The organism is Streptomyces sp. CB01580, from assembly GCF_001905795.1.
In the GTDB taxonomy this organism is placed as follows: Bacteria; Actinomycetota; Actinomycetes; order Streptomycetales; family Streptomycetaceae; genus Streptomyces.
This window is the reverse complement of sequence record NZ_LIXJ01000025.1, coordinates 1-24,249: the sequence shown is the minus strand read 5'-3', so window position 1 is coordinate 24,249 and position 24,249 is coordinate 1. Positions and strand designations below refer to the sequence as shown.

Here is a 24,249-nt window from a genome sequence, read left to right as displayed (position 1 = left end):
GGTCGGGCTATGACGAAGCCATCCCTCCCCGAGCTCCTCCACGCCGCCGTGACCGCCGTCGGCGGTACGGAACGGCCCGGCCAGGCCGCCATGGCCGCAGCCGTCGCCGAGGCCGTCGACGACAACTCCCATCTGCTCGTACAGGCCGGAACCGGCACGGGCAAGTCCCTCGGCTACCTGGTGCCCGCGCTGGCCCACGGGGAGCGCGTCGTGGTGGCCACGGCGACCCTGGCGCTCCAGCGCCAGCTCGTGGAGCGCGACCTTCCGCGTACGGTCGACGCCCTGCATCCGCTGCTGCGCAGACGCCCCCAGTTCGCCATGCTCAAGGGGCGCTCGAACTACCTGTGCCTGCACCGCCTGCACGAGGGCGTGCCGCAGGACGAGGAGGAAGGGCTGTTCGACCAGTTCGAGGCGGCGGCCCCGTCGAGCAAGCTCGGCCAGGACCTGCTGCGGCTGCGCGACTGGTCGGACGAGACGGAGAGCGGTGATCGCGACGACCTCACCCCCGGTGTCTCCGACCGGGCCTGGGCGCAGGTCTCCGTCTCCTCCCGGGAGTGCCTGGGCGCCACCAAGTGCGCGTACGGGGCCGAGTGCTTCGCCGAGCAGGCCCGTGAGCGGGCCAAGCTCGCCGATGTCGTCGTCACCAATCACGCCCTGCTCGCCATCGACGCCATCGAGGGCGCCCCGGTGCTCCCGCAGCACGAGGTGCTGATCGTCGACGAGGCCCACGAACTGGTCTCCAGGGTCACCGGAGTGGCCACCGGCGAGCTCACCCCCGGCCAGGTCAACCGCGCGGTGCGCCGCGCTGCGAAGCTGGTGAACGAGAAGGCGGCCGACGCCCTCCAGACCGCCTCAGAGGGTTTCGAGCGGGTGATGGAGCTGGCGCTTCCCGGCCGTCTGGAGGAGATCCCCGAGGACCTGGGCTACGCGCTGATGTCCCTGCGTGACGCGGCGCGTACGGTGATCACGGCCCTGGGCACCACGCGCGACAAGTCCGTCCAGGACGAGGACGCGGTCCGCAAGCAGGCCCTCGCGTCCGTGGAGACGATCCACGGCGTCGCCGAACGGATCACCCAGGGCTCCGAGTACGACGTCGTCTGGTACGAGCGCCACGACCGCTTCGGCGCGTCGCTGAGGGTCGCTCCGCTCTCGGTCTCCGGGCTGCTGCGCGAGAAGCTCTTCGCCGACCGGTCCGTGGTCCTCACCTCGGCCACCCTCAAGCTCGGCGGCGACTTCAACGGGGTGGGGGCGTCGCTGGGACTCGCTCCCGAGGGCACCGAGGGCGACGACCTTCCGCAGTGGAAGGGACTCGACGTCGGGTCGCCGTTCGACTACCCGAAACAGGGGATCCTGTACGTCGCCCGGCATCTGGCCACGCCCGGCCGCGAGGCGTCCCGAACGGACATGCTGGACGAGCTCGCCGAGCTGGTGGAGGCGGCGGGCGGGCGCACGCTTGGGCTGTTCTCGTCCATGCGCGCGGCCCAGGCCGCGGCCGAGGAACTGCGGGGGCGGCTCGACAAGCCGATCCTGCTCCAGGGCGAGGAGACGCTCGGCGAACTGATCAAGAACTTCGCGGCCGATCCCGAGACCTGTCTCTTCGGCACGCTGTCGCTCTGGCAGGGCGTCGACGTGCCCGGATCCAGCTGCCAGCTCGTGGTCATGGACCGGATTCCCTTCCCGCGCCCCGACGACCCGTTGATGAGTGCGCGCCAGAAGGCGGTGGACGAGGCCGGAGGCAACGGCTTCATGGCCGTCGCTGCTACGCACGCGGCGCTGCTGATGGCGCAGGGCGCCGGTCGGCTGGTTCGGGCCACGGGGGACAGGGGGGTCGTCGCGGCTCTCGATCCGCGGTTGGCCAACGCCCGGTACGGCAGTTTTCTGCGCGCCTCGCTGCCCGACTTCTGGTACACGGTCGACCGCAATCAGGTGCGACGCTCACTCGCGGCGATCGACGCGGCGGCCAAGGCCGACGGCCGGTAGCCGGTCGGCCCGGGTCGTCTCCGGCAGGTCCCGCCCGCGCGTCGGCCGCCGGGGACGCGGGTGGGACCCCTCGGGACCGGGCTGCCCGGTTTCCAACGGCCCGCTCGCTCGTCGGGCCGTTCGGCCGGTTCCGTGCCCCGCACCTTCACGACCCTCGGCGGCTGCGAGGGTGCGGCCGTCATGCGCATGGCAGGGCTCGCATGGAAAAGGGGCCCCGGGATCGGCGCAGTGGATCCCGGGGCCCCGGTCGGGACCTGCGACGTGTCAGACCCGTCGCAGCACCGCCACCACCTTGCCGAGAATGGTCGCCTCGTCACCGGGGATCGGCTGGTACGCGGCATTGTGGGGGAGGAGCCAGACATGGCCGTCCTCGCGCTTGAAGCGCTTGACGGTGGCCTCGCCGTCGAGCATGGCGGCGACGATGTCGCCGTTCTCCGCGACGGGCTGACGACGCACGGTGACCCAGTCGCCGTCACAGATCGCCGCCTCCACCATCGAGTCACCGACGACCTTGAGGACGAAGAGCTCTCCGTCGCCGACCAGCTGGCGGGGGAGCGGGAAGACGTCCTCGACCGACTCCTCGGCGAGGATCGGACCACCGGCGGCGATCCGGCCGACGAGCGGCACATAGGACGCCGCGGGCTTGCCGGCCGTGTCGGCGGGCTGGGTGCTGGGCTGGTCCGAACCGCGGACCTCGTACGCCCGGGGACGGTGGGGGTCGCGGCGGAGGAACCCCTTGCGCTCCAGGGCCATCAGCTGATGGGCCACGGAGGACGTGCTGGACAGGCCCACCGCCTGACCGATCTCCCGCATGGAGGGCGGGTAACCGCGCCGCTGGACGGAATCCCGGATCACCTCGATCACGCGCCGTTGCCGGTCCGTGAGCCCCGAGCTGTCCGCCCGGATGCCTGGAGGTCGGCCGGGCAGTGAGCGCGCTGGGCGCATGGGCTCCGGCCCCTCCGTGCTCGTGAGGTGGTCATTCATGGCGTGTACCGGCTCAAGTCGGCCCTGGGAGCGGTCCTGGGCGGTGATGGTGGCACTGTCTGCGGTGGTGGTCACGTCGGCCCCTCTCGAATGGTCTCCCTGGCTGGACAACGGTAGTAGCTTTCGAAAGGTTGCGCCAAACACACGTTCGAGTGAAAAACGAATAAAAGGCTGTCGCCAGTTAACCGCCGGGTGTATGCGGATTCGCTGCCGGGTCTTTGTGCGAACGGGTGCCGGTGGCGTGCGGCCGTCGTGTGTCGGCCGCGTTGCGCGTCGGCGGTCGTGCGTGGCGGTGGCCCCGCGTGTCGGCGGCCGTGCCCGTGCGACCGTGGCCCCGCCTTCTCCTCCTCGTGCGGGCGAGGGCGGGCGCGTGCGTGGGGCGGATCGTGCGTGGGTGGGGCGGACGGGGCTGTGGAGGTGAATCCGGACCGCGCGCGACGCGGTTCATTACGGTAACGTCCGCGGGCGCGGAGTGGCTGTGCGGGGCTCCGGCCGTACGTCGCGCGGGCGTGGCGAAGGGCCCCGGGATTTCGGCGGCCGGGTGGTTCCCGTACCCTCGTCCACGGCCGCACGCCGCCTGCCGGCTGTCCGTGAACCGCGACACGCTCGCAGGGCCAAATGCGCGACGGAACCCAAGATCTAGTGGTTGGATTGTTCCGGCCGCCCAGAAGTTGTGGTCCCTGGTCCGTCAGGGGTGTGGCCATCGCCTATGCTTGTGACTGCTTCGAGGGGCCCCCGACGGGCCCTGCCGAGGCTGTTCAGTCGTGCTGTGAAGGAGGGTTGGGAGCCATGCACTGCCCCTTCTGCAGGCACCCCGACAGCCGGGTCGTCGACAGCCGCACCACCGACGACGGCACGTCGATCCGCCGCCGCCGCCAGTGCCCCGACTGCTCCCGCCGTTTCACGACGGTGGAGACCTGCTCGCTGATGGTGGTCAAGCGCAGCGGTGTGACCGAACCCTTCAGCCGGACCAAGGTCATCTCCGGCGTGCGCAAGGCATGCCAGGGGCGGCCGGTCACCGAGGACGCCCTCGCCAAGCTCGGCCAGCGGGTCGAGGAGGCGGTGCGCGCCACCGGCAGTGCCGAGCTGACCACCCATGACGTGGGCCTGGCGATCCTCGGCCCCCTGCAGGAACTCGACCTCGTCGCATACCTGCGTTTCGCGTCCGTGTACCGGGCGTTCGACACACTTGAAGACTTCGAGGCGGCCATCGCGGAGCTCCGCGAACGGCGGCCTCCCACGGAGGAGCGCGGGACCGGCGCGGCCCTTGAGGTCCCCGTTCCCGCCGTCGCCGCCGACTGAGCGGCACCGGCCGGTCCCGCGGCGTGTCCGCGGGCCGGCGCGGCCAAGCGGCTTTTTGAACCCGCTCAGAGCGTCCTTCGTGGCGCCCGGAGCAGCAGAGACAGACTGTGCCCTGGGAAGTTCTGGGCACTTCAGGGCGTTTTTGCCCACATATGGGAGGCGGCATGACAGAGACGGCGAGCGGCCCGGCACGAGGTTCCCGAGCCAAGGGTTCCAAGGCGAGCAAGGGGCTGCGCATCGAGCGCATCCACACCACCCCCGGCGTGCATCCGTACGACGAGGTGGTCTGGGAGCGCCGTGACGTCGTCATGACCAACTGGCGCGACGGCTCGATCAACTTCGAGCAGCGCGGCGTCGAGTTCCCCGACTTCTGGTCGGTGAACGCGGTCAACATCGTCACCAGCAAGTACTTCCGCGGGGCCGTCGGCACCCCGCAGCGCGAGACCGGTCTGCGGCAGCTCATCGACCGGATCGTGAAGACGTACCGCAAGGCCGGCGAGGACCACAGCTACTTCGCCTCGCCCGCGGACGCCGAGATCTTCGAGCACGAACTGGCGTACGCCCTCCTGCACCAGATCTTCAGCTTCAACTCCCCGGTGTGGTTCAACGTCGGAACGCCCCAGCCGCAGCAGGTCTCCGCCTGCTTCATCCTGTCCGTCGACGACTCCATGGAGTCGATCCTCGACTGGTACAAGGAAGAAGGCATGATCTTCAAGGGCGGTTCCGGGGCCGGTCTGAACCTCTCCCGTATCCGTTCCTCCAAGGAACTGCTGTCCTCCGGCGGCAATGCCTCCGGCCCGGTCTCCTTCATGCGTGGCGCCGACGCCTCCGCCGGAACGATCAAGTCCGGTGGCGCCACCCGGCGCGCGGCCAAGATGGTCATCCTCGACGTCGACCACCCCGACATCGAGGGCTTCATCGAGACCAAGGTGAAGGAGGAGGAGAAGATCCGCGCGCTGCGCGACGCGGGCTTCGACATGGACCTGGGCGGCGACGACATCACGTCCGTCCAGTACCAGAACGCCAACAACTCGGTCCGCGTGAACGACGAGTTCATGAAGGCCGTGGAGTCCGGCGGCAAGTTCGGGCTGCGCGCCCGCATGACCGGCGAGGTCATCGAAGAGGTCGAGGCCAAGGCCCTCTTCCGCAAGATGGCCGAGGCGGCCTGGGCCTGCGCCGACCCGGGCATCCAGTACGACGACACGATCAACCACTGGCACACCTGCCCCGAGTCCGGCCGGATCAACGGCTCGAACCCGTGCAGCGAGTACATGCACCTGGACAACACCTCGTGCAACCTCGCCTCGCTGAACCTGATGAAGTTCCTCAAGGACGACGGCAAGGGCAACCAGTCCTTCGACTCCGAGCGCTTCGCGAAGGTCGTCGAGCTGGTCATCACCGCGATGGACATCTCCATCTGCTTCGCCGACTTCCCCACCCAGAAGATCGGCGAGAACACCCGCGCCTTCCGTCAGCTGGGCATCGGCTACGCCAACCTCGGCGCCCTGCTGATGGCGACCGGCCACGCCTACGACAGCGACGGCGGCCGCGCCCTCGCCGGTGCCATCACCTCGCTGATGACCGGCACCTCCTACCGCCGCTCCGCCGAGCTCGCCGCGGTGGTCGGCCCGTACGACGGCTACGCCCGCAACGCCGAGCCGCACCAGCGCGTCATGAAGCAGCACGCGGACGCCAACGCCGCCGCCGTGCGCATGGACGACCTGGACAGCCCGATCTGGGCCGCCGCGACGGAGGCGTGGCAGGACGTGATCCGCCTGGGCGCGAAGAACGGTTTCCGCAACGCGCAGGCGTCGGTCATCGCCCCCACCGGCACCATCGGTCTCGCGATGTCCTGCGACACCACCGGCCTCGAACCGGACCTGGCCCTGGTCAAGTTCAAGAAGCTGGTCGGCGGCGGCTCGATGCAGATCGTCAACGGCACCGTGCCGCAGGCCCTGCGCCGCCTGGGCTACCAGGAGGAGCAGATCGAGGCGATCGTCGCCCACATCGCCGAGCACGGCAACGTGATCGACGCCCCCGGCCTGAAGACCGAGCACTACGAGGTCTTCGACTGCGCGATGGGCGAGCGCGCCATCTCCCCGATGGGCCACGTCCGCATGATGGCCGCGATCCAGCCGTGGATCTCCGGCGCCCTGTCCAAGACGGTCAACATGCCGGAGTCGGCGACCGTCGAGGAGGTCGAGGAGATCTACTTCGAGGCGTGGAAGATGGGCGTCAAGGCGCTCGCGATCTACCGCGACAACTGCAAGGTCGGCCAGCCCCTCTCCGCGAAGACCAAGGAGAAGAAGAAGTCCGCGACGGACGCGGTCGCGGCCAAGACCGAGGCGACCATCCGCGAAGCGGTCGAGAAGGTCGTCGAGTACCGCCCGGTCCGCAAGCGCCTCCCCAAGGGCCGTCCGGGCATCACCACCTCCTTCACGGTGGGCGGCGCCGAGGGCTACATGACCGCCAATTCCTACCCGGACGACGGTCTCGGCGAGGTCTTCCTGAAGATGTCGAAGCAGGGCTCCACGCTCGCGGGCATGATGGATGCCTTCTCCATCGCCGTCTCGGTCGGTCTGCAGTACGGCGTCCCGCTGGAGACGTACGTCTCGAAGTTCACCAACATGCGCTTCGAGCCGGCCGGCATGACGGACGATCCGGACGTACGGATGGCGCAGTCGATCGTCGACTACATCTTCCGCCGCCTCGCGCTGGACTTCCTGCCCTTCGAGACCCGCTCGGCGCTGGGCATCCACTCGGCCGAGGAGCGTCAGCGCCACCTCGACACCGGTTCGTACGAGCCCTCGGACGACGAGATCGACGTCGAGAGCCTGGCCCAGTCCGCCCCGGTGCGGACGGAGCCCCTGAAGGCCGTGGTCGCGGTGCAGGAGGCCGAGAAGCCGGCCCCGAAGACGGCGCACACCTCGGCGGAGCTCGTCGAGATGCAGCTCGGCATCAGCGCGGACGCCCCGCTCTGCTTCTCCTGCGGCACGAAGATGCAGCGCGCCGGGTCCTGCTACATCTGCGAGGGCTGCGGCTCGACCAGCGGCTGCAGCTGAGGCCGACGGGAATCGCGTCGGACGTGCCGTCCGACGTAGACCGCTCCTTTAGCTGACCGGCAGCACACGAAGGGGATCGACCGTCGTCGATCCCCTTCGTCGTGCCCGTGACCGGGGCGGCGATTCGACGATGCCGTGCCGCACGCACCGTGAGCGCAAGGAGTGGAGCTGCCGGCCACCCCGACGGCAGGAGCGCCGGCGCCTCCTTCAGGTTGTGCTCGACGTGGCTTCCGTCGAGGCGGACCCGGTGGACCCCTTTCCTGCTTCCCCCGCGCAACCGGTCCGCCGCGACGATGCGGCACTCCGTTCCCAGCGCGTCGCGCACGAGCCCCGACAGGTCTTGGATGTCCGCGAATGGCCGCATCCGCGGAACCTGCTGAAGACGTCTCCGCGCGTGCCACCGGACACCTCCTCCGCAGCCTCCGACCCGAGGCGGAGCCCGGACCGTCGGCGCCCCGCTCACCGCGTGGTGGGGACAACCCGCCCAGTCCGGCCGCGATCGTCCGACGTAGCGCCCCGATCACCGCGAACCGGCGCCCAGCCGTCGCGGAACGGCGGGGTTCCTGTTCCTCGGCGCACTCCCGATCCGGTCCTTGCGCCGGTCGTCCGTCATGACGGGAACGTCCACGGCAGGGATCACACGACAGGGATCGAAGGAACACGTACGTCCGCGTCGGGCCGCGATCCGGCCCGAACGTTTCGAAGTGCCTTCGCGTACCGCGGCCCGGCACCCTCTCGTCGCGTCCCCGATCGAACGGGGTTCCCGTCTCGCGTCGGCCACGTCTCCGGTGCCGGGTACCACCATTCGTTGGGTTCCGCGTGCGGTGCAGCGCAGTGCCATGCCGGTTCCGCGTTCCGCGGTGTGCCGGAGGCGGGCGGCGGGTCAGGACGCGGGCGGACGGCCTCCCATCGCCGTGGTGAACGACTCGGGGTCGCCGTCGAAGCCCCTGACCGTGTCGCGGAACTCCCATGCACCCGAGGCGCCGCGGGCGAACTCCGCGACGGTCGCGGCGGTGGCGTCGCCCACCGAGGAGAAGTCGTCCTCCGACAGGTTGGTGTAGCCCTCCCTGACCTGCACGACGGTGTTCTCGATGTCGCCGAACGTCTTGCGGCCGTCGCGCTGCTGAATGACGACCCCGACGACGACCCGCGCGTACGCGGACGACAGACGGTCCAGTTCCAGGGTCATCACTTCGTCGAAGCCGAAGCCCTGACCGGTCCTGCTGTCACGGTTGAGCGTGATGGTGCCGTCCGGCGAACGGCTGTCGAAGTGCACGAGATACGCGGGAGCGTCGTAGGGCGTGTCCGTACGGTAGGTGGCCGCGATGATGTCGAGGTCGTGGTCCGGGGCGCCATGAGGGCTGGGATCCCACTTGAGCCTGACCTCGACCTTCTCGATGTCCTTGTTGGGGGTGGTCATCGGACTTCCCTCCTTGGTGCGCCGCTGTGCTGTCGGGCCGTTCATACCACTCGATCATGTCCGTAACCGGCCGCGGAACCAATCGGGTTGGCCCACGGCGACGGAATCGGGCCATCTCGCCCGGTGCGAGTCCCGGGCGAGGTGAACGGCAGTCACCTCGCGCGCGTACCACGAATCAGGGCCGGGGAAACGGGGGTTGGTGCGACGACGGTGCGCATGACCCTGCAACTCCGTTTCGTGAAGGGCCGGTTCGAAATGAACGTGCGCGGAAGTGACTTCGGCCAGGTCCGGCACCGTACGATGGCGCGGTGCTGGTCAAGTGGATTCGTTGCACCGTGGTGGACCGTCGGGGTTTTGAACGGGAACAACGAAAGTGGGCGGAGCTGCTGGGAGAGCCGGGATTCGGCGGACAGGGCGGTGGGTGGAGCCGAGGACGTCCCGATGTGGCACATGTCCTCGCCTTCTGGGAGAACCGCGTCTTCTACGACTCGTTCATGGCGCGCAAGCACGACCGGTTGGCCGCGTCGCAGTCCGGTACGTGCAGTGGCGTCCAGGTCAAGCTGTTCGAGCACCGCTTCGACGTGAAGACCGGTTTCGAGCCGCGCTTCACCGACGTGGACGTCGTCAGGGTGGCCCACAGCACGGTGCACGAGGACCGGGCCGAGCACTTCGCGCTGATGCAGGAGCGGGTGTGGAACCCGGCGATGGCCGGTTCGCCCGGCATGGTGCGAGGGGTGTTCGCGGAAGCACCGGGGCACGAGTTCCTGGTGTTGTCGATGTGGCAGTCGAGTGCCGAGCGCGGCAAGTACCGGGCCGGCAGCATCGAGCGGCTGACGCAGCGGACACAGGTCGAGGAGGACGTGGCGGCGGTGACGGGCGACGTCGTGCGGCTCGAACCGTCCTGGACGGTGTGACGACGGGCGAACCCTCGCGGTCCTCAGCACGACCCTTCGTACTCGACCTGCTCCAGAGGGTTCCCGTCGCCGAAGTCGAACAGGCGCGTGGCCCCGCTCTCGGCGAAGCCGCACTTGGTGTAGAAGCGGCGGGAGCGCGGGGTGTCGCGCAGCGTCCACAGATGGACGCGACGAAAGCCGTCGTCGCGCAGCAGCTGTAGGGTCCCGGTCATCAGCGCCGTGGCGATGCCGCTGCCCCAGCTGTCGGGATGGCTGTAGAAGCTGTGGATCTCGGCCAGGCCCGGCCGGGTGCGGGACGGTGCGTGGACGGAGAGCGCCAGGGGGCGGCCGTCCTCCTCGGCGAGCAGGATCGTGCCCGCCCGCTGTTCGATCCGTGCGTGCCAGCGGGTCCGCCTGCTGCGGATGCCGCGCGCGGCGAACTCCGCGTCGAAGAAGGGCGCGTAAGCCATCTCCCAGGCCGTGGCGTGGATCTCGCCCAGGACGTCCCCGTCCCCCGGTCCGGCACGACGAACCTCGATCATCCGCTCACCCTAGTGCCTTCCCGGTAGCGATCCAGTGCTTCCACGGCAGCGTCCGCCCCCTCGTCGTGCCGCCGGGCAGGCGCGCTCGCCGCGTCGGCCACGAGCCCGCGCGGCGCCGCTTTTGGCCCTCCTCCCGCCTCAGCCCCCGGTACGACTGTCGCCCGGAGCCCGCCGGGGGCCGGGGCGCAGCGCTTAGGGTCGAACCATGGCACGACCGCAACGCATCGTCCTCGTCCGGCACGGGGAGTCCGAGGGCAACGCAGACGACTCGGTGTACGAGCGCGTGCCGGACCACGCGCTGAGGCTCACCTCCACGGGGCTCCGGCAGGCCAGGGAGACCGGCGCGCGGTTGCGCGAGCTGTTCGGCACCGAACGGGTCAGCGTGTACGTCTCGCCCTACCGTCGTACGCACGAGACCTTCAGGGCCCTGGACCTGGACCTGGCGCGGGTGAGGGTGAGGGAGGAGCCGAGGCTGAGGGAGCAGGACTGGGGGAACTGGCAGGACCGGGAGGACGTGCGGCTCCAGAAGGAGTACCGGGACGCCTACGGGCACTTCTTCTACCGCTTCGCGCAGGGCGAGTCCGGGGCCGATGTGTACGACCGGGTCGATGCCTTCCTGGAGAGTCTGCACCGGAGTTTCGACGCCCCCGACCACCCGCCGAACGTCCTGCTGGTCACGCACGGGCTGACCATGCGTCTGTTCTGCATGCGGTGGTTCCACTGGTCGGTGGCCGAGTTCGAGTCCCTGTCCAATCCCGGCAACGGGGAGACCAGGATGCTGATACTCGGCGAGGACGGGCGGTACACCCTGGACCGGCCGTTCGAGCGCTGGCGCACCCCTGAACCGTACGGAATCACCGGATAGAGTGGAAGGCGATGACGACCGCCTCCTCTTCCTCCGATCAACGATTCGAACGTGCCCTGGCCAGTCTCCGCGGACTGGCCGTGGGGGACGCGCTGGGGTCCCAGTTCTTCGTGCCGGTGAACTACCCGCTGCTGAAGCAGGGAGGGCTGCCTCCCGGCCCCTGGCAGTGGACGGACGACACCGAGATGGCCGCCTCGGTGGTGGCCGTGCTGGTGACACACGGGCGGATCGACCAGGACGCACTTGCCCGGTCCTTCGCCGAGCACCATGACTTCGACCGGGGATACGGCCCCGCCGTGAACCGGCTGCTCAGGCTGGTGCGGGAGGGCGGCGACTGGCGTGAGCTGGCGTCCGCGCTGTTCCAGGGGCAGGGTTCCTGGGGCAACGGCTCCTCGATGCGCATCGCCCCGCTCGGGGCCTGGTACGCCGACGACCCGGAGCAGGCCACGCACCAGGCCGAGATCTCCTCGTACATCACGCACCAGCACCGCGAGGCGGTCGCGGGCGCGATGGCCGTCGCGGCGGCCGCGGCGCTGGCCGCGGCGAGCGCGGGGCCGCCCACCCCGACGGAGTTCCTCGACGGTGTGATCGACCTCGTGCCGCGCAGCGCGGTCGGTGCCGGACTGCGCCGGGCGCGCGACATGCTCGACTACGACGACGCGGGCACGGTCGCCGCGGTGCTCGGCAACGGACGGCGCACCAGCGCCCACGACACCGTCCCGTTCGCCCTCTGGTCCGCGGCGCGGCACCTCGGCGACTTCGAGCAGGCCTTCTGGGGTACGGCCCGGGCCGGCGGAGACGTCGACACCACCTGCGCGATCGTCGGCGGCATCGTCGCGGCGAGCGGGGCAGGCGCACCGCCCGCCGACTGGGCGGCACGGACGGAGGAACTGCCGGGCTGGCTGCCGCGATAGCGCGACGCGGGCGAACGGCACGCCCCTGAACCGGACGGCGCCCGCCCCGAGCCGGAGCACGTCCCCCGTGAGCCGGACGGTGATCCCGACCGGACGGTGACGCGGGCGCACGGCGTCTCCCCGAGCGGCACGGCTCTCGCGCCGACGCGGCGGTTCCCCGGCCGTGGCGGGCGCCCGACCGGTACTGTCACGGTCCTGCCACAGCCTTCCCTCGAACGCGTGCCCGGGGGAAGGGGAAGTTACTCTTTCGGCCACGTCGCCCCCGGTGATCAACCGGACGGGCGTGCACCGAACGAGACGCCGGGTGTCCCCGTGCTGCCCGGCGGCGGTGCGCGCGGACCCCGGTGGGGGAGGGGTCCCATTGTCCGATCACGTACCAGACAACCCCCGGCCACAGGACGTGCCCGAGCGATCCGGGCCGTCGGAGCGTGGCGCGGAGTCGGGGACGAGCACACCACCGAAGTCGGCGCCGCAGCCGTCCCACGACATCACGCCCGGGCCGCCGCAGGCACGGGCCCACGCCGCGCGGGGCGGCGCACCACAGCCCCCGCCCGGTCCCGGGCGGCGCAGCAGCCCCCCGTCGTCGATCGCGCGACTGCGGGTCGCCGAGCCGGCCGCGGTCCGGGGCGCGACCCTCTGCTCCGTCCTCGCCACCGCGGTCCTGAGCGCGTCGCTGCTCGGCGACGGTCTCGGCGCGAACCTGCTGATCGTCGCGATTCCCGCGGCGCTCGCGGCCTTCTTCGCCGCGCGGGCGGCCGGGCGTCGCCTCCGCCCGTGGACGGCCGTCTGGGCGGTCGGCGGCCTGGCGCTGCTCGTCGTCCCGGCCCTCCGGGACGCAGGGTGGCCCAGCTTTCTCGCCGTCGTGTCGGCCGTGGCACTGGGCTCGCTCGCGCTGAACGGTGCCCGCAGCTGGGTCGGGGTGTTCCTCGGTTCGCTGGGCCTGTTCAGTTCGCTCGTCGAGGGGACGCTCTGGGGCTGCCGGGGTGTGCGCGAGCGCATGGCGGGGTCCCGGAAACGGTGGGGCGCCGCACTCCGCACCACCGCGGTGGCGGCCGTCCTGCTCGTCGTGTTCGGCACACTCTTCGCGAGCGCCGACGCCGCCTTCGCCGATGTGCTCGGCGGACTGGTTCCCGACGTGTCGCTGGGCGACGGTCCCTGGAGACTGCTCCTCTTCGCGCTCGGTCTGGTGGGATCCCTCGCCGCCGCGTACACCGCCGCCGCCCCGGTGCGCTGGGACGGCTTCGCCCTCCGGCCGGGAAAGGCGCGCGGGCGGCTGGAATGGGCGCTGCCGCTCGTCGTGCTGAACCTGCTGTTCGCCGTCTTCATCGCCGTCCAGCTGACCGTGCTGCTCGGCGGATACGACAAGGTGATGGCGCAGACCCACCTCAGCTATGCCCAGTACGCGCGTCAGGGCTTCTGGCAGCTTCTCTGGGCCACCTTTCTCACCCTGCTGGTCATCGCCGTCGCCCTTCGCCTGGCCCCGCGCGGACGGGACGGGGACCGCACTCTCGTACGGGGCGTGCTCGGCACGCTCTGTGTGCTCACCCTCGTCGTCGTGGCGTCCGCGCTCAGGCGCATGGACCTGTACGTCGACACCTACGGCCTGACCAGGCTCGCATCTCGGTGGCGGCGATGGAACTCTGGCTGGGTGTCGTCCTCGTCCTGATCGTGGTCTTCGGCGCGCTCCGGCCGCGCCTGCTCCCGCGCGCCGTCGCCACGAGCGCCGCCGCCGCCGTGCTCGCGTTCGGTCTGGTCTCGCCCGACGGCCTGATCGCGGAACAGAACGTCCAGCGGTACCGCGACGGCCGCTCGATCGACATCGCCTACCTCCGTGACCTCTCGGCCGACGCCGTTCCCGCTCTCGACACCCTGCCCGAGCCGCTGCGCTCCTGCGCCCTGCGGGACATCGAGGGTTCGCTGCGGTCCTCGGACACGCCCTGGTACGCCATGAGCCTGGGTGAGGCGCGAGCCCGGGAGATCCTGCGCGAGCGCGGTACGGACGAGTCGGAGGGCTCCTGTTCCCTCGCGCGCGGGGGCCTCGGAGGAGGAGAAGGAGGAGGAGCGAACGGCGACCGCGGTTACGAGGACGGCCGATACGTTCCGAGCGACACGAGCGACACGAGCGACACGAGCGACACGAGCGACACGAGCGACACGAGCGACACGAGCGACACGAGCGACACGAGCGACACGAGCGACACGAGCGACGTGGGCGACACGAGCGACGTGGGCGACGCGGGCGACCCGCGCTGACCCGAGCCGCCGCGAGTGCGGTCCGCACCCGCGGCGGTGTGTCGGCCTTCCCTGTTGCGCCGGTCACTGGCGCGCCGGGGCGCTGCCCGTCGCCGTACCGCCGCGTACCGTGTTACGGGCTTCACGAATGTGACGCGGGCCCCCACGAGCGCTTCGCGTGGTGATCCGTCGCGGGATTCTCCCGACGTCGCCGCGACCGCTCGCGGACCACACCGGCCGTGCCCGGCCCACTGATCCGTGTACCGCAGCAAACCGGCACGAGGATCCACGGCCGGGCGGCAGTCCGTCCCTCCGACGCGGCCCGCGTCCGGCGCGGTCGTCAGGCGCCCCCGGGGTGTTGCCCGCGTTCCCGTCGGCGTACGCTGACAGGCGCCATGCCGTACGAACCACCCACGCACACTGTCGAGCGCTCGTTGCGCGCCACCACCGGCGCCAGGATCGTCGCCGGTGTCGACGAGGTCGGACGCGGAGCGTGGGCGGGGCCGGTCACCGTGTGTGCGGCCGTCACCGGCCTTCGCAGACCTCCCGCCGGACTGACCGACTCCAAGCTGATCACCCCCAGACGCCGCGCGGAACTGGCCCCGCAGCTGGAACGGTGGGTCACCGCGTTCGCCGTGGGGGACGCCTCCCCGCAGGAGATCGACGACCTGGGGATGACGGCGGCACTGCGCCTCGCCGCCGTACGCGCTCTGGAGGGCCTGCCGGTGCGTCCCGACGCGGTGATACTCGACGGCAAGCACGACTACCTGGGACAGCCCTGGAAGGTCCGTACGGTGATCAAGGGCGACCAGTCCTGCGTCGCCGTCGCGGCGGCCTCGGTGATCGCGAAGGTCCGACGGGACGCGATGATGGCTGAACTGGGCGCGGATTCCGGCGAGTACGCCGCGTTCGACTTCGGTGCCAACGCCGGTTATCCGTCGCCCGTGCACAGGGCCGCTCTGGAGGAGTGGGGTCCCACGCCCCACCACCGCCTCTCGTGGTCCTACCTCGACGCGCTGCCCAGGTGGCAGCACCTCAAGAAGGTCCGTTTCTCCGCCGAGGCGGCCGCACTGGAAAGCGGGGGCCAGCTCGGCTTCGACTTCTGACCGCGCACGAACACCCACCCGCCGACGTCCCACATATCGGCGTTTGATAGACAACCACCCATGCCTCTCATCCCCGAGGAGCCTCAGATTCACGAGAGCGCCCAGGGTCCCCGCGCCACTCCGGCCTCAGGCCGCGCCGCGTCGACCCCCCGTCCCGTACCCGGTCCGCGTTCAGCGGCCACGCCGCGTCCCGGTCGCCCGGGCCCCGGCCCCGCGAGGCCCGCGCCGCCGGCGCCGCGCCCGCACCCCGCCTCCGGAGCGTCGCAGACGGCCCATCCGGAGAATCGTTCCGCACCGCAGATCCAGCTGATCCCCGCCGCGGCCGCCGCCGCGGTCGACGCCGCCGACGAGGCGGTGGACCTGCTGCTCGACTCCGGACGCGCACCGGGCGACATCCTGGTGGTCACCACGGGTGAGCAGCACCCGTGGGCCGCGCACGAACTCTCCTTCGGCGAGGCCGCCTACTGGGCCCAGCACGACACCGGCGAGGACGTCTTCTTCGCCCGTGCCGATGCCGCCGGGCGGCTGAAGCCCCGTCCCGTGGTGGTCGTCGCCGTCAACGACGCCGGTGGTGACGACATCGCCGACGTGCTGTCCGGTGCCCGCGCACGAGCGGGTGCCCTGCTGATCGTGTGCGGGGACCCGCGACGGGTCGACGCGGTGCTCGGCGCAGGGGTCTGAGCGACGGCGCGTACGCGGTCGTGACGCGACGGCGCGTACGCCGTCGTGGTGCGGATGTCGTGCACCCGGTCGTGGTGCGACGCCACTGGTGTCGTCCGTCGTCGTGAACGTGGTGGCCCGGTCGCCCGAGGGGGTGGCCGGGTCCGCGACCGCCGGTCAGCGCGCCGCGGTGTGACGCAGCGCCCGGGATGCCCCGCCTCCGGCACGCATCGGCTGAGGGGCGGCATCGAGCGTCGTTCCCGAGAGGGGCGACGGTCGCGACGTGGCGCTGGGCCGACGGCCGCCGCGCCCCTCGCCGAGCACCTGCCAGCCACCGCGGGTCAGGGTGATGTACGCGCCGCACCGCAGACCATGCAGGGTGCAGGCGTCCCGCAGCCCCCACATCCAGGCCCCGTCCTCCTCCGTCCAACGCTCGTCGCCCTCACGGCAGTAGAGCAGTACGGCCGTGCGGACGGGGGTGCGGCGGCGCAGATCGTGCGGAACGACCCGGCGCAGATGCGCCAGCAGCGCGTTGCGGAACTCCCAGCCGTCCGTGGCCGTGGCACGGCGGGCGAACGAGGCGCTGGCCACGAGGCGTTCCTCATGGTCCAGGACCGCGACGACAGCGGTTCCCGGAGCGGGCCGGTGCCGGGCGTGCAGACCGCCGACGACCTCGCGGGGGCTGCGCAGCAACGGGATGCCCGCCTCGGCCCACTCGGCCGGTTCGAGCATCCTGGCAAGGCGGTTGGTGGAATCGGCGGCCGCGGACGGCGCCGGTATCGAAGCGGCCTCGGACGGGGCGAATTCGAAGGTCACGATCCTCCCTTCGCATACGCGCCCACATGGCGGGCAGGGACGAGTGAGGGCGCACCGGGGCACAGCAGTTCCGGGATGGCGAACGCCCGTGCGGGGAGCGGGTTCAATTCTTCCTGGCCTTTCGACCGGCGGCAACGAGCAATCGGCGCGACCGACGGGAATGCGGGGATATGACCCTGATATCCCGCCCGTGCCGTACCCGGACGACGCCCCCGGTCGCGCTCGAACGGCGGGGACCAGCGGAAACGTTCCGATCGGGTCGGCGTCGGCGATTCGGGGCGGCTCCTCGCCGAGCACCCGGGTCCGGCCGTCCGAGAGCGGTACGCGACCCGCGGGCCGTGCATGAGTCGCTCGTCACGCCGCGTGAACTGGCTGTCCGTGCCCGCCATCGGGTTGCATGGGGGCATGAACGAACCGGAACTCCGTGCCGAAGCCGACGCCGTCCTCGCCGAACTCGTCGGTGCCCCCGCGGGCTCGGCACGGTTGCGGGAGGACCAGTGGCAGGCGGTGGCCGCTCTGGTGCGGGAGCGCCGACGCGCCCTGGTGGTGCAGCGCACGGGCTGGGGCAAGTCGGCGGTGTACTTCGTCGCCACTGCCCTGCTGCGTCGGCGCGGATCCGGCCCGACGGTGATCGTCTCGCCGCTGCTGGCGCTGATGCGGAACCAGGTCGAGGCGGCGGAACGGGCCGGCATCCGGGCGCGCACCATCAACTCGGCCAATCCGGAGGAGTGGGACACCATCTACGAGGAGGTCGAGCGCGGCGCGACCGATGTTCTCCTGGTGAGTCCGGAACGCCTCAACTCCGTGGATTTCAGGGAGCAGGTGCTGCCCGGGCTCGCGGCCACGACCGGTCTGCTGGTGGTCGACGAGGCGCACTGCATCTCCGACTGGGGCCACGACTTCCGCCCCGACTACCGCCGGTTGCGGGCGATGCTCGGGGACCTCGCGCCCGGCGTGCCGGTACTGGCGACCACCGCGACCGCCAACGCGCGGGTGACGGCCGACGTGGCCGAGCAACTGGGCACCGGCGCCGGTGAGGCCCTGGTGTTGCGCGGCTCGCTGGAACGGGAGAGCCTGCGGCTCGGCGTCGTCCGGCTGCCCGACGCGGCCCACCGCCTGGCCTGGCTCGCCGAGCACCTGGACGAGCTGCCGGGTTCCGGGATCGTCTACGCCCTCACCGTCGCCGCGGCCGAGGAGGCCACCGCCTACCTGCGGCAGCGCGGTTTCCAGGTGGCCTCCTACACGGGCCGCACCGAGAACGCCGACCGGCTGCAGGCCGAGGCCGACCTGCTGGACAACCGGGTCAAGGCACTGGTCGCGACTTCGGCGCTGGGCATGGGCTTCGACAAGCCGGACCTGGGATTCGTGGTTCATCTCGGCTCGCCGTCCTCGCCGATCGCCTACTACCAGCAGGTGGGGCGTGCGGGCCGCGGTGTGGCCCACGCCGACGTGCTGCTGCTGCCGGGCAAGGAGGACGAGGCCATCTGGCGCTACTTCGCCGACACCGCCTTCCCGCCCGAGGCACAGGTGCGTCAGACCCTCTCGGCCCTCGCCGGTGCGGAGCGGCCACTGTCCGTTCCGGCCCTGGAGGCGGCGGTGGAGCTCCGGCGCACCCGTCTGGAGACCATGCTCAAGGTGCTCGACGTGGACGGGGCGGTCAAGCGGGTGAAGGGCGGCTGGGTCTCCACCGGCGAGCAGTGGGTCTACGACTCCGAGCGCTACGCCTGGGTCGCCCGGCAGCGGGCGGCCGAGCAACAGGCCATGCGCGACTACGTGAGCACGACGCAGTGCCGGATGGAGTTCCTGCGCCGGCAGCTGGACGACGAGGGAGCGGTCCCGTGCGGCCGGTGCGACAACTGCGCCGGGGCCTGGGCCGACGCCTCCGTCTCCGCGGAGGCGCTGACGGGGGCCACGAAGGAACTGGACCGCCCGGGCGTGGAGATCGAGCCGCGTCGGATGTGGCCGACCGGCATGCCCGCCCTCGGCATCGACCTCAAGGGCCGCATCCCCGTCGGCGAGCAGTGCTCCACCGGGCGCGCCCTGGGCCGGCTCTCGGACATCGGCTGGGGCAATCGCCTGCGCCCGCTGCTCGCGGAGAACGCGCCCGACGGCCCGGTCCCCGACGACGTCCTGCGGGCCGCGGTGGCGGTCCTCGCCGACTGGGCGCGCTCTCCCGGCGGCTGGGCGTCGAACGCCCCGGACGCCTCCGCCCGCCCGGTCGGCGTCGTCGCCGTGCCGTCGCTGGCCCGTCCTCGGCTGGTAGGCTCCCTCGCCCGGGAAATCGCGGCCGTCGGACGCCTGCCCTTCCTGGGCACCCTGGCGTACACCGGACCGAACGGAACGCACGCGGTACGCCGCAGCAACTCCGCCCAACGCCTCCGGGCGCTGTCCGACGTCTTCTCCGTCCCCGAGGAGTTGGCGGGCGCGCTGGCCGATGCTCCCGGACCCGTCCTGCTCGTGGACGACTACACCGACTCCGGCTGGACCCTCGCGGTCGCCGCCCGCCTGCTGCGCCGGGCCGGCGGCGAACAGGTGCTTCCGCTGGTCCTCGCCGCGACGGGCTGAGCCTCCCCGGGAACGGCGGGGACGCGCGGCGGTCCCCGGCGTCCCGCGCGGGCGATGCCGCCCGGGACGTCGGGCCCCGGGACGCCCGGCCGACAGGCCCACTCACGTCGACGCGGTCGGGCCCGTGCGGCCCACATGTACGGCTGAGCCCCGGGCCGGCACCCGCCCGCGTTGATGTTGCCGCTCCGGCAGTCGGCCCGCGTGCCCGTCGGACCAGCAGGCTGCTCATGTCGGCCTGGTGGAGTTCCAGCCGGCGCGGTGAACGGCGCGGCCAGACCCTGCTGGTGTATCCCGAAGTCCAGGGACGGTTCCGCCCAGCCGCTTGTCCAGGTAGGGCGTGATCGCGGTGAACGGGGTGACGTCCGGCAGCGCCTGGGCCACGATCACCAGGTCGGGCTCACTGCCGCGGCCCCCGTCGGCCTCCACCAGCCGGTCGACGAGGTCGCAATGGCTGACATGGGGCTCGTCACGCAACAGTGCCTCGTCCACCTCCAGGCCGAACGGCTCGACCAGGTCCCGGTAGTTGGGAGAGTGCCGACGGATCCTCGTCGTAGGGCTTGCGGGGCGGCGCCACCAACCCGTGAACGGCACGGAGAGCAGGCATCGGTGCGCCTCACACTCCGCTGGTGGCCTGTTGCGACAGGACGTAGCCGGTGAGTGTGCCGACCGACTTGAAGTCGTCCACGTCCAGCTCCTCGGGATCGACGGCGTCCTCCAGCGTCATCAGGATCTCCAGGATCGAGGTGGAGTCGAGGTGCAGGTCCTCAAAGAGGTGTACGTCCTCGGTGAGACCGGTGACGGTGCGCTCCAGGACCTCGCTCAGCGCCGCCTCGTACGCGCCGGAGCGCTCGACACCGAGCAGGTCACCGGCCTCGACCCGCGGCAGCTGCACCTTCTTGCCGATGACGTCGTCGGGGGTGCACAGCGGCCCGGCGACGGTGCAGGGGTGCGCGCCCTCGTCGTCGTAGCGGGTCAGCGAGCGAATCGGGAAGTTCCGCTTGACGAAGCCGCCGATGCCGACCGCCGCGATGTGGTGGTCGGTGCCGCCGTCGGCGATGACGAACTGCTCGCCCATGGACTCCTCGACGTACAGCGCCCGCACGACATACGCACCGCACGTCGCCGCGAGACAGCGCCCGAGCTCGTTGATCAGCAAGCAGCCGGGGTGCGCCTTCGCGAAGGGCGCGACGACGTCGTTGATGCCCGCGACCGCCGCCTCCGGGTCGAGATCCTTCTCGTCCTCGCAGTAGGAGACGCCGAAGTCCACGGTCCGCAGCTCGATGCCGAGCCGCTCCGCCGACTCGTCGGCCGGCGCGAGGATCTCGCGGGTGTTGTGCACGAGGTCGTCGGCGTTCAGGAAGCGCGTTCCCATGTACACATGGAAGCCGTGCACCCGTACCCGTCGCAGGCCGATGACCAGCTCGCGGGATCGCCGCAGCACGTCCGCGTCGATGCCGAACCGGCGCGGCCCGCCGCCCACGGCCGGCGCGGATTCCTTGGTGTGGAAGTCGGGGTTGATACGCGGCAGCACCGGGACCTCCTCGCGCCCCGCGATCTCCTCCAGCCGCGCCACCTCGTCGGGGGACTCGCACACGACTGCGTGGATGCCGGAGGCGATGCATGACTCCAACTCGCCCTGGGTCTTGCCCGGTCCGAGGAAGATGATGTTCTCGGGCGGGATGCCCGTTCACTGCACCGTCATCAGCTCGACCAATGAGGAGATCTCGGCGCCCGAGCCGAGCGAGGCGAGATACACGCTGACGCTGATGTCGGGATTCGCCTCGCTCGTCCAACGCGCCCAGCCCCGCACGGTCGGCGGTGAAGAGCAGGGTGTAGAGCCGGCTTTCGAAGGGTTCGACGGGGCCGTCCGGTGCGCGCCCGGCCCGCGTGTTGACCGTTCCGAAGCAGGTGACGACGAGTCCGTCGCGGCCGAGGGGCGGCTCGGCCGGCGGGCCCAGCGCGTCCGTCACCTCGTCGAAGAACGTCGGCCGAGACAGCCGCAGCGGGTAGTGCTTGGCCAGCGCGGCGTCCTCCGGACGCCCGAAGCGTTCGGTGACCCGGCCCTGGTAACTCGACATGTTCAGACGGGCGTTGATCTCCAGTACCGGGTAGACCAGGTCGTCGCTCCCCAACAGGGCGTCCACGCCGACGGTGCCGAAGAACTCGTCCGTGTACAGGCGCGCACCCGGCTGCCGGGCGGCCTCGGCCGGCTCCTCCCGCTGGGCCGGGGTGAGATTCGCGGGCATGACGTGCCCGAGGTGCACTCCGCCGGAGGTCAGCGCCTTGATGAAGTCCAGCCGGACCCGCCCGTCGCGGCCGATGGTGAACTGGTCGTTGAGATCGAAGCGTTTGGGGAGAAAGGCCTCGACGACGGCGTGCAGTGCCTGTTCGCCGCTGGTCGCCGCCCTCCTGTCGATCACGAGCAGCAGGCGGTCGCCCTTCTTCCGGCTGTCGAGGACCACCAGACCTTTGCCGGAGACGCCATAGGCGTCCTCGACGATGACCGGACCGCCGTCGCGCAGTCCCGCGGCGAGCGCGTGAAGCAGCTGCCGTACGGTCTCGCACCAGTGGCCGGCCATCGTCCGCAGACCCAGTTCCTCGGCCACGCGCCGGTTGTAGAGCTTGCTGTTCACTCGTTCGTACGTGGTGGCGTCGGGCACCGCGGACCGCAGTCCGGTGAGCTTGCCGATCAGCTTCTCCTGGACGGAATTGCCCATCGGCATCAGGTACGCGTCGGCAGCGGCGAGCCTGCGCAGCCGCTCCAGAAGGGTGGGGGAGTCGAGCACCGCCCGGCTGGTACCGCCTCCGGCGGCCGGCACATCGGTGATCAGCTCGGCCGGAGCGTCCGGGCCGGTCCTTTCCGCGTAGCTCCGGTAGTCCCCGTCCAGCGGCCGGTCGAGCAGGAGGTGGTCGGTGGGCCCGGCCAGGAGGACGCCCAGTTTCTCCATGCGCCGCACGGTGGCCGAGTCCCGTACCGCCGGGATGCCGACGCAGGAGCGCGCCCACTTGCTTTCCACCTCGAAGTTGCACAGCCATACGAACCGGGCGCTCCGGTCGCCGGTGAGCGCCTCCTCGAGGTCCCCGGCGCAGGCTAGGTCGGGCATCGGGCTCACCGCTTCCTGTGGGAGATCACCATGGCGCCGAAGGTGGCGCCGAGACCTACGGAGACCAGGACGCAGTTCCGGCCGTCGACGAGGCGGTCCTCGTCGCGCAGCGTCATGTAGTTGACGAAGACGTCCGACGCGCAGGAGTGGCTGTAGCGCGGCACGTTGTCCAGGAAGAACTTCTCCGGATCGGCGCCCATGTCCTCCCGTAGTCGGCGGGGACCGGTCCGCCGACCGGCACGCGCGCTTCCACCGGGCATCCCGGTCGGCCGAGGTGTTGACCGTCGGCCCAATGCCGTGGTCGTCGGAGGGCTATGCCTTTTCGGCCGGGGCCCTTCATGTCCGTGCGACGAACTCCGCGCACGGACACAAGGCCGGACAGGGGCCGCGACTGGTCGCGCGTCAGTTCCGGCGGCGGCCGACCAGCACGGTCCGGCGCGCCGCTATGCCGCGTGCGGGGCCGGAGGTCTCCCCGAACGGACGGGCGTGCACGGGATCGGCCGAAGCCCCGGGCTCGCGGCTCCGCGTGGTCTGTGTGGTCATCCCCCCATGCAACCCGACGGCCCGACGAACGGCGAGTGGCCCCCGGCACCTGTGGATAACGTTATCCACAGGGGTCGCGGGAATCGGCCGTTCGCGGGACGGTCGAGCCATGAACCAGCACCACGAATCCACCGGCCCGGTCGACGAGCAGCAGATCACCCTGCGAGGCCCTGCCGAACTCGCCGACGCTCTCCCGTACCTGATGGGGTTCCACCCGAGCGACAGCGTGGTCATGGTCGCCCTGCACGGCGGCCGCGGCCGCTTCGGCGGGCGACTGCGGCTCGGCATTCCCCAGGCGTCCCGCGAATGGCCGTCCGTCGCCGAGCAACTCGCCGAATGCCTGATCAAGGGGAGTGAGCGACGCGGCGGACGGCCCGACGCGATCGTCGTCTTCCTCTGCCAGGACCCCGCTGAGGGCGAGAACGGCAACCAGGTCATGGAGCGGCTGCGCCCCCTCGCCCAGAACCTGCGCACGGCCTGCGGCGCGCTCGACGTGCCCGTGCTCGAAGCACTCTGCATTTCCGGCGGCCATTACTGGTCGTACTGCTGCCCCGACGAGCGCTGCTGCCCGGCCGAGGGAAGCCGGATGTCGATGCCCGGTACCTCGGTGATGGCGGCCGCCGCGGCGTACGCGGGCATTCAAGTGCGCGGCACGCTGCGGGAGATGGAGGCGCGGCTCGCACCGCTGGACGCCTCGGCGGTGGTCATGGAACAGCAGCGCGCGCTCGACGCGGCGGGTGCCGAGCTGATCCCGAAGATCCTCGACGAGGCGGGGCGCGGGGACGTGGCCCGGGGGACCCTCGATCTCGTCCGACGGCTCATGAAGCGCCTCAAGGAGGCACCGATGTCGACACCCTCGGCGTCGGACACCGACGACGACCGGCTGATCACGCACGACGAGGCTGCCGCGGTGATCCTCGGTCTGCAGGACCGGGAAACGCGCGACCGGGCCGCGGAATGGATGGAGGGACCCGAAGCCGGTTTTGCGCTGCGGCTCTGGCGCGCACTCGCACGGCGCTGCGTCACACCGTACGAGGAGCACGCGGCCGCCCCGCTGACGCTCGCCGGGTGGGTCTCCTGGTCAATTGACTGCACCCCCTGATCCTTTTCGTCTCGGGTGTCATCGAAGGCTTCGTCACCCCTTCCGGCCTGCCGACCTGGGCCCGTATCGCCATCGGCATCGCGGCCGAGGCGGCCTTCCTCGTGTACGTCTACGTCCTGGGCGGCCGAGCATCGCGAGCAGGGGAGCGATCAACCTCTC

17 protein-coding genes and 4 pseudogenes are annotated in these 24,249 nt (G+C 71.1%); 12 read left to right on the top strand and 9 right to left on the bottom strand.

The genetic code is table 11. The features are described 5' to 3' along the window. Nucleotides 1–9 precede the first annotated feature (9 nt). Nucleotides 10–1,980, top strand: coding sequence for an ATP-dependent DNA helicase (locus AMK22_RS28555; RefSeq protein WP_073789718.1), 1,971 nt, complete (start codon nucleotides 10–12; stop codon nucleotides 1,978–1,980). A gap of 264 nt (nucleotides 1,981–2,244) precedes the next feature. On the opposite strand, the gene lexA is transcribed toward AMK22_RS28555, so the two are convergent. Next, nucleotides 2,245–3,039: a transcriptional repressor LexA gene (gene lexA / locus AMK22_RS28550; protein ID WP_073789716.1), complete on the bottom strand. Its 795-nt coding sequence runs from the start codon at nucleotides 3,037–3,039 to the stop codon at nucleotides 2,245–2,247. Nucleotides 3,040–3,753: 714 nt separating this feature from the next. On the opposite strand from lexA, the gene nrdR reads away from it, so the two are divergent. Then, nucleotides 3,754–4,266 carry a transcriptional regulator NrdR gene (nrdR, locus tag AMK22_RS28545; protein ID WP_073789714.1) on the top strand — a complete coding sequence of 171 codons (513 nt, stop codon included), beginning with the start codon at nucleotides 3,754–3,756 and terminating at the stop codon, nucleotides 4,264–4,266. A 164-nt stretch (nucleotides 4,267–4,430) separates the two neighbouring features. Further along, entirely contained in the window at nucleotides 4,431–7,328 is a 2,898-nt protein-coding gene (locus AMK22_RS28540; RefSeq protein WP_073789712.1) for a vitamin B12-dependent ribonucleotide reductase, read from the top strand. Nucleotides 7,329–8,211: 883 nt separating this feature from the next. Here the strand turns inward: AMK22_RS28540 and AMK22_RS28535 are convergent. Then, entirely contained in the window at nucleotides 8,212–8,748 is a 537-nt protein-coding gene (locus tag AMK22_RS28535) for a TerD family protein (RefSeq protein ID WP_073789710.1), read from the bottom strand. 308 nt (nucleotides 8,749–9,056) lie between these two features. On the opposite strand from AMK22_RS28535, the gene AMK22_RS28530 reads away from it, so the two are divergent. After that, nucleotides 9,057–9,662, top strand: a complete 606-nt coding sequence (locus AMK22_RS28530) for a DUF4937 domain-containing protein (RefSeq protein ID WP_073789707.1) — start codon at nucleotides 9,057–9,059, stop codon at nucleotides 9,660–9,662. Between the two features lie 23 nt (nucleotides 9,663–9,685). Here AMK22_RS28530 and AMK22_RS28525 read toward each other — a convergent pair whose 3' ends face one another. After that, nucleotides 9,686–10,183 carry a GNAT family N-acetyltransferase gene (locus tag AMK22_RS28525; protein WP_073789705.1) on the bottom strand — a complete coding sequence of 166 codons (498 nt, stop codon included), beginning with the start codon at nucleotides 10,181–10,183 and terminating at the stop codon, nucleotides 9,686–9,688. A gap of 205 nt (nucleotides 10,184–10,388) precedes the next feature. On the opposite strand from AMK22_RS28525, the gene AMK22_RS28520 reads away from it, so the two are divergent. The 5 genes and pseudogenes from AMK22_RS28520 to AMK22_RS28500 all read left to right on the top strand — a co-directional run bounded on the left by AMK22_RS28520 (nucleotide 10,389) and on the right by AMK22_RS28500 (nucleotide 15,981). Next, on the top strand, nucleotides 10,389–11,048 hold the full coding sequence (locus AMK22_RS28520) for a histidine phosphatase family protein (protein ID WP_073789703.1): 660 nt from the start codon (nucleotides 10,389–10,391) through the stop codon (nucleotides 11,046–11,048). Between the two features lie 11 nt (nucleotides 11,049–11,059). Further along, complete coding sequence (locus tag AMK22_RS28515) at nucleotides 11,060–11,962, top strand: ADP-ribosylglycohydrolase family protein (protein WP_073789701.1); 903 nt, start codon at nucleotides 11,060–11,062, stop codon at nucleotides 11,960–11,962. Between the two features lie 586 nt (nucleotides 11,963–12,548). After that, nucleotides 12,549–14,035 (top strand): annotated as a pseudogene (locus tag AMK22_RS28510) (DUF4153 domain-containing protein); the annotation flags it as partial. A gap of 554 nt (nucleotides 14,036–14,589) precedes the next feature. Continuing rightward, entirely contained in the window at nucleotides 14,590–15,300 is a 711-nt protein-coding gene (locus AMK22_RS28505) for a ribonuclease HII (RefSeq protein ID WP_073789700.1), read from the top strand. A 60-nt stretch (nucleotides 15,301–15,360) separates the two neighbouring features. Next, nucleotides 15,361–15,981 (top strand): hypothetical protein, encoded by a 621-nt coding sequence (locus AMK22_RS28500; protein WP_073789698.1) that lies wholly within the window; start codon nucleotides 15,361–15,363, stop codon nucleotides 15,979–15,981. A gap of 156 nt (nucleotides 15,982–16,137) precedes the next feature. Here the strand turns inward: AMK22_RS28500 and AMK22_RS28495 are convergent, their stop codons facing one another. Next, complete coding sequence (locus AMK22_RS28495; RefSeq protein ID WP_073789696.1) at nucleotides 16,138–16,776, bottom strand: hypothetical protein; 639 nt, start codon at nucleotides 16,774–16,776, stop codon at nucleotides 16,138–16,140. Nucleotides 16,777–17,181: 405 nt separating this feature from the next. Between AMK22_RS28495 and AMK22_RS28490 the strand changes: the two genes are divergently transcribed. After that, nucleotides 17,182–19,341, top strand: coding sequence for a RecQ family ATP-dependent DNA helicase (locus tag AMK22_RS28490; protein WP_073789796.1), 2,160 nt, complete (start codon nucleotides 17,182–17,184; stop codon nucleotides 19,339–19,341). A 225-nt stretch (nucleotides 19,342–19,566) separates the two neighbouring features. Here the strand turns inward: AMK22_RS28490 and AMK22_RS28485 are convergent, their stop codons facing one another. The 5 genes and pseudogenes from AMK22_RS28485 to AMK22_RS41190 all read right to left on the bottom strand — a co-directional run bounded on the left by AMK22_RS28485 (nucleotide 19,567) and on the right by AMK22_RS41190 (nucleotide 22,988). After that, nucleotides 19,567–19,932, bottom strand: coding sequence for a hypothetical protein (locus tag AMK22_RS28485; RefSeq protein WP_199883335.1), 366 nt, complete (start codon nucleotides 19,930–19,932; stop codon nucleotides 19,567–19,569). Between the two features lie 22 nt (nucleotides 19,933–19,954). After that, a complete protein-coding gene (locus tag AMK22_RS38655) occupies nucleotides 19,955–20,971 on the bottom strand; it encodes a hypothetical protein (protein ID WP_073789694.1) in 1,017 nt (338 codons plus the stop codon). A 1,123-nt stretch (nucleotides 20,972–22,094) separates the two neighbouring features. After that, a pseudogene (locus AMK22_RS41195) lies at nucleotides 22,095–22,289 on the bottom strand (ATP-grasp domain-containing protein); the annotation flags it as partial. Between the two features lie 161 nt (nucleotides 22,290–22,450). After that, on the bottom strand, nucleotides 22,451–22,705 hold the full coding sequence (locus AMK22_RS28470) for a 3-oxoacyl-[acyl-carrier-protein] synthase III C-terminal domain-containing protein (RefSeq protein ID WP_079186445.1): 255 nt from the start codon (nucleotides 22,703–22,705) through the stop codon (nucleotides 22,451–22,453). A 142-nt stretch (nucleotides 22,706–22,847) separates the two neighbouring features. Continuing rightward, on the bottom strand, nucleotides 22,848–22,988 hold the full coding sequence (locus AMK22_RS41190; protein WP_242434166.1) for a hypothetical protein: 141 nt from the start codon (nucleotides 22,986–22,988) through the stop codon (nucleotides 22,848–22,850). 109 nt (nucleotides 22,989–23,097) lie between these two features. Here AMK22_RS41190 and AMK22_RS28465 point away from each other — a divergent pair. Next, nucleotides 23,098–24,087 (top strand): annotated as a pseudogene (locus AMK22_RS28465) (DUF4192 domain-containing protein); the annotation flags it as partial. Next, nucleotides 24,087–24,249: pseudogene (locus AMK22_RS39235) on the top strand (stage II sporulation protein M); the annotation flags it as partial. The pseudogenes AMK22_RS28465 and AMK22_RS39235, both read left to right, overlap by 1 nt.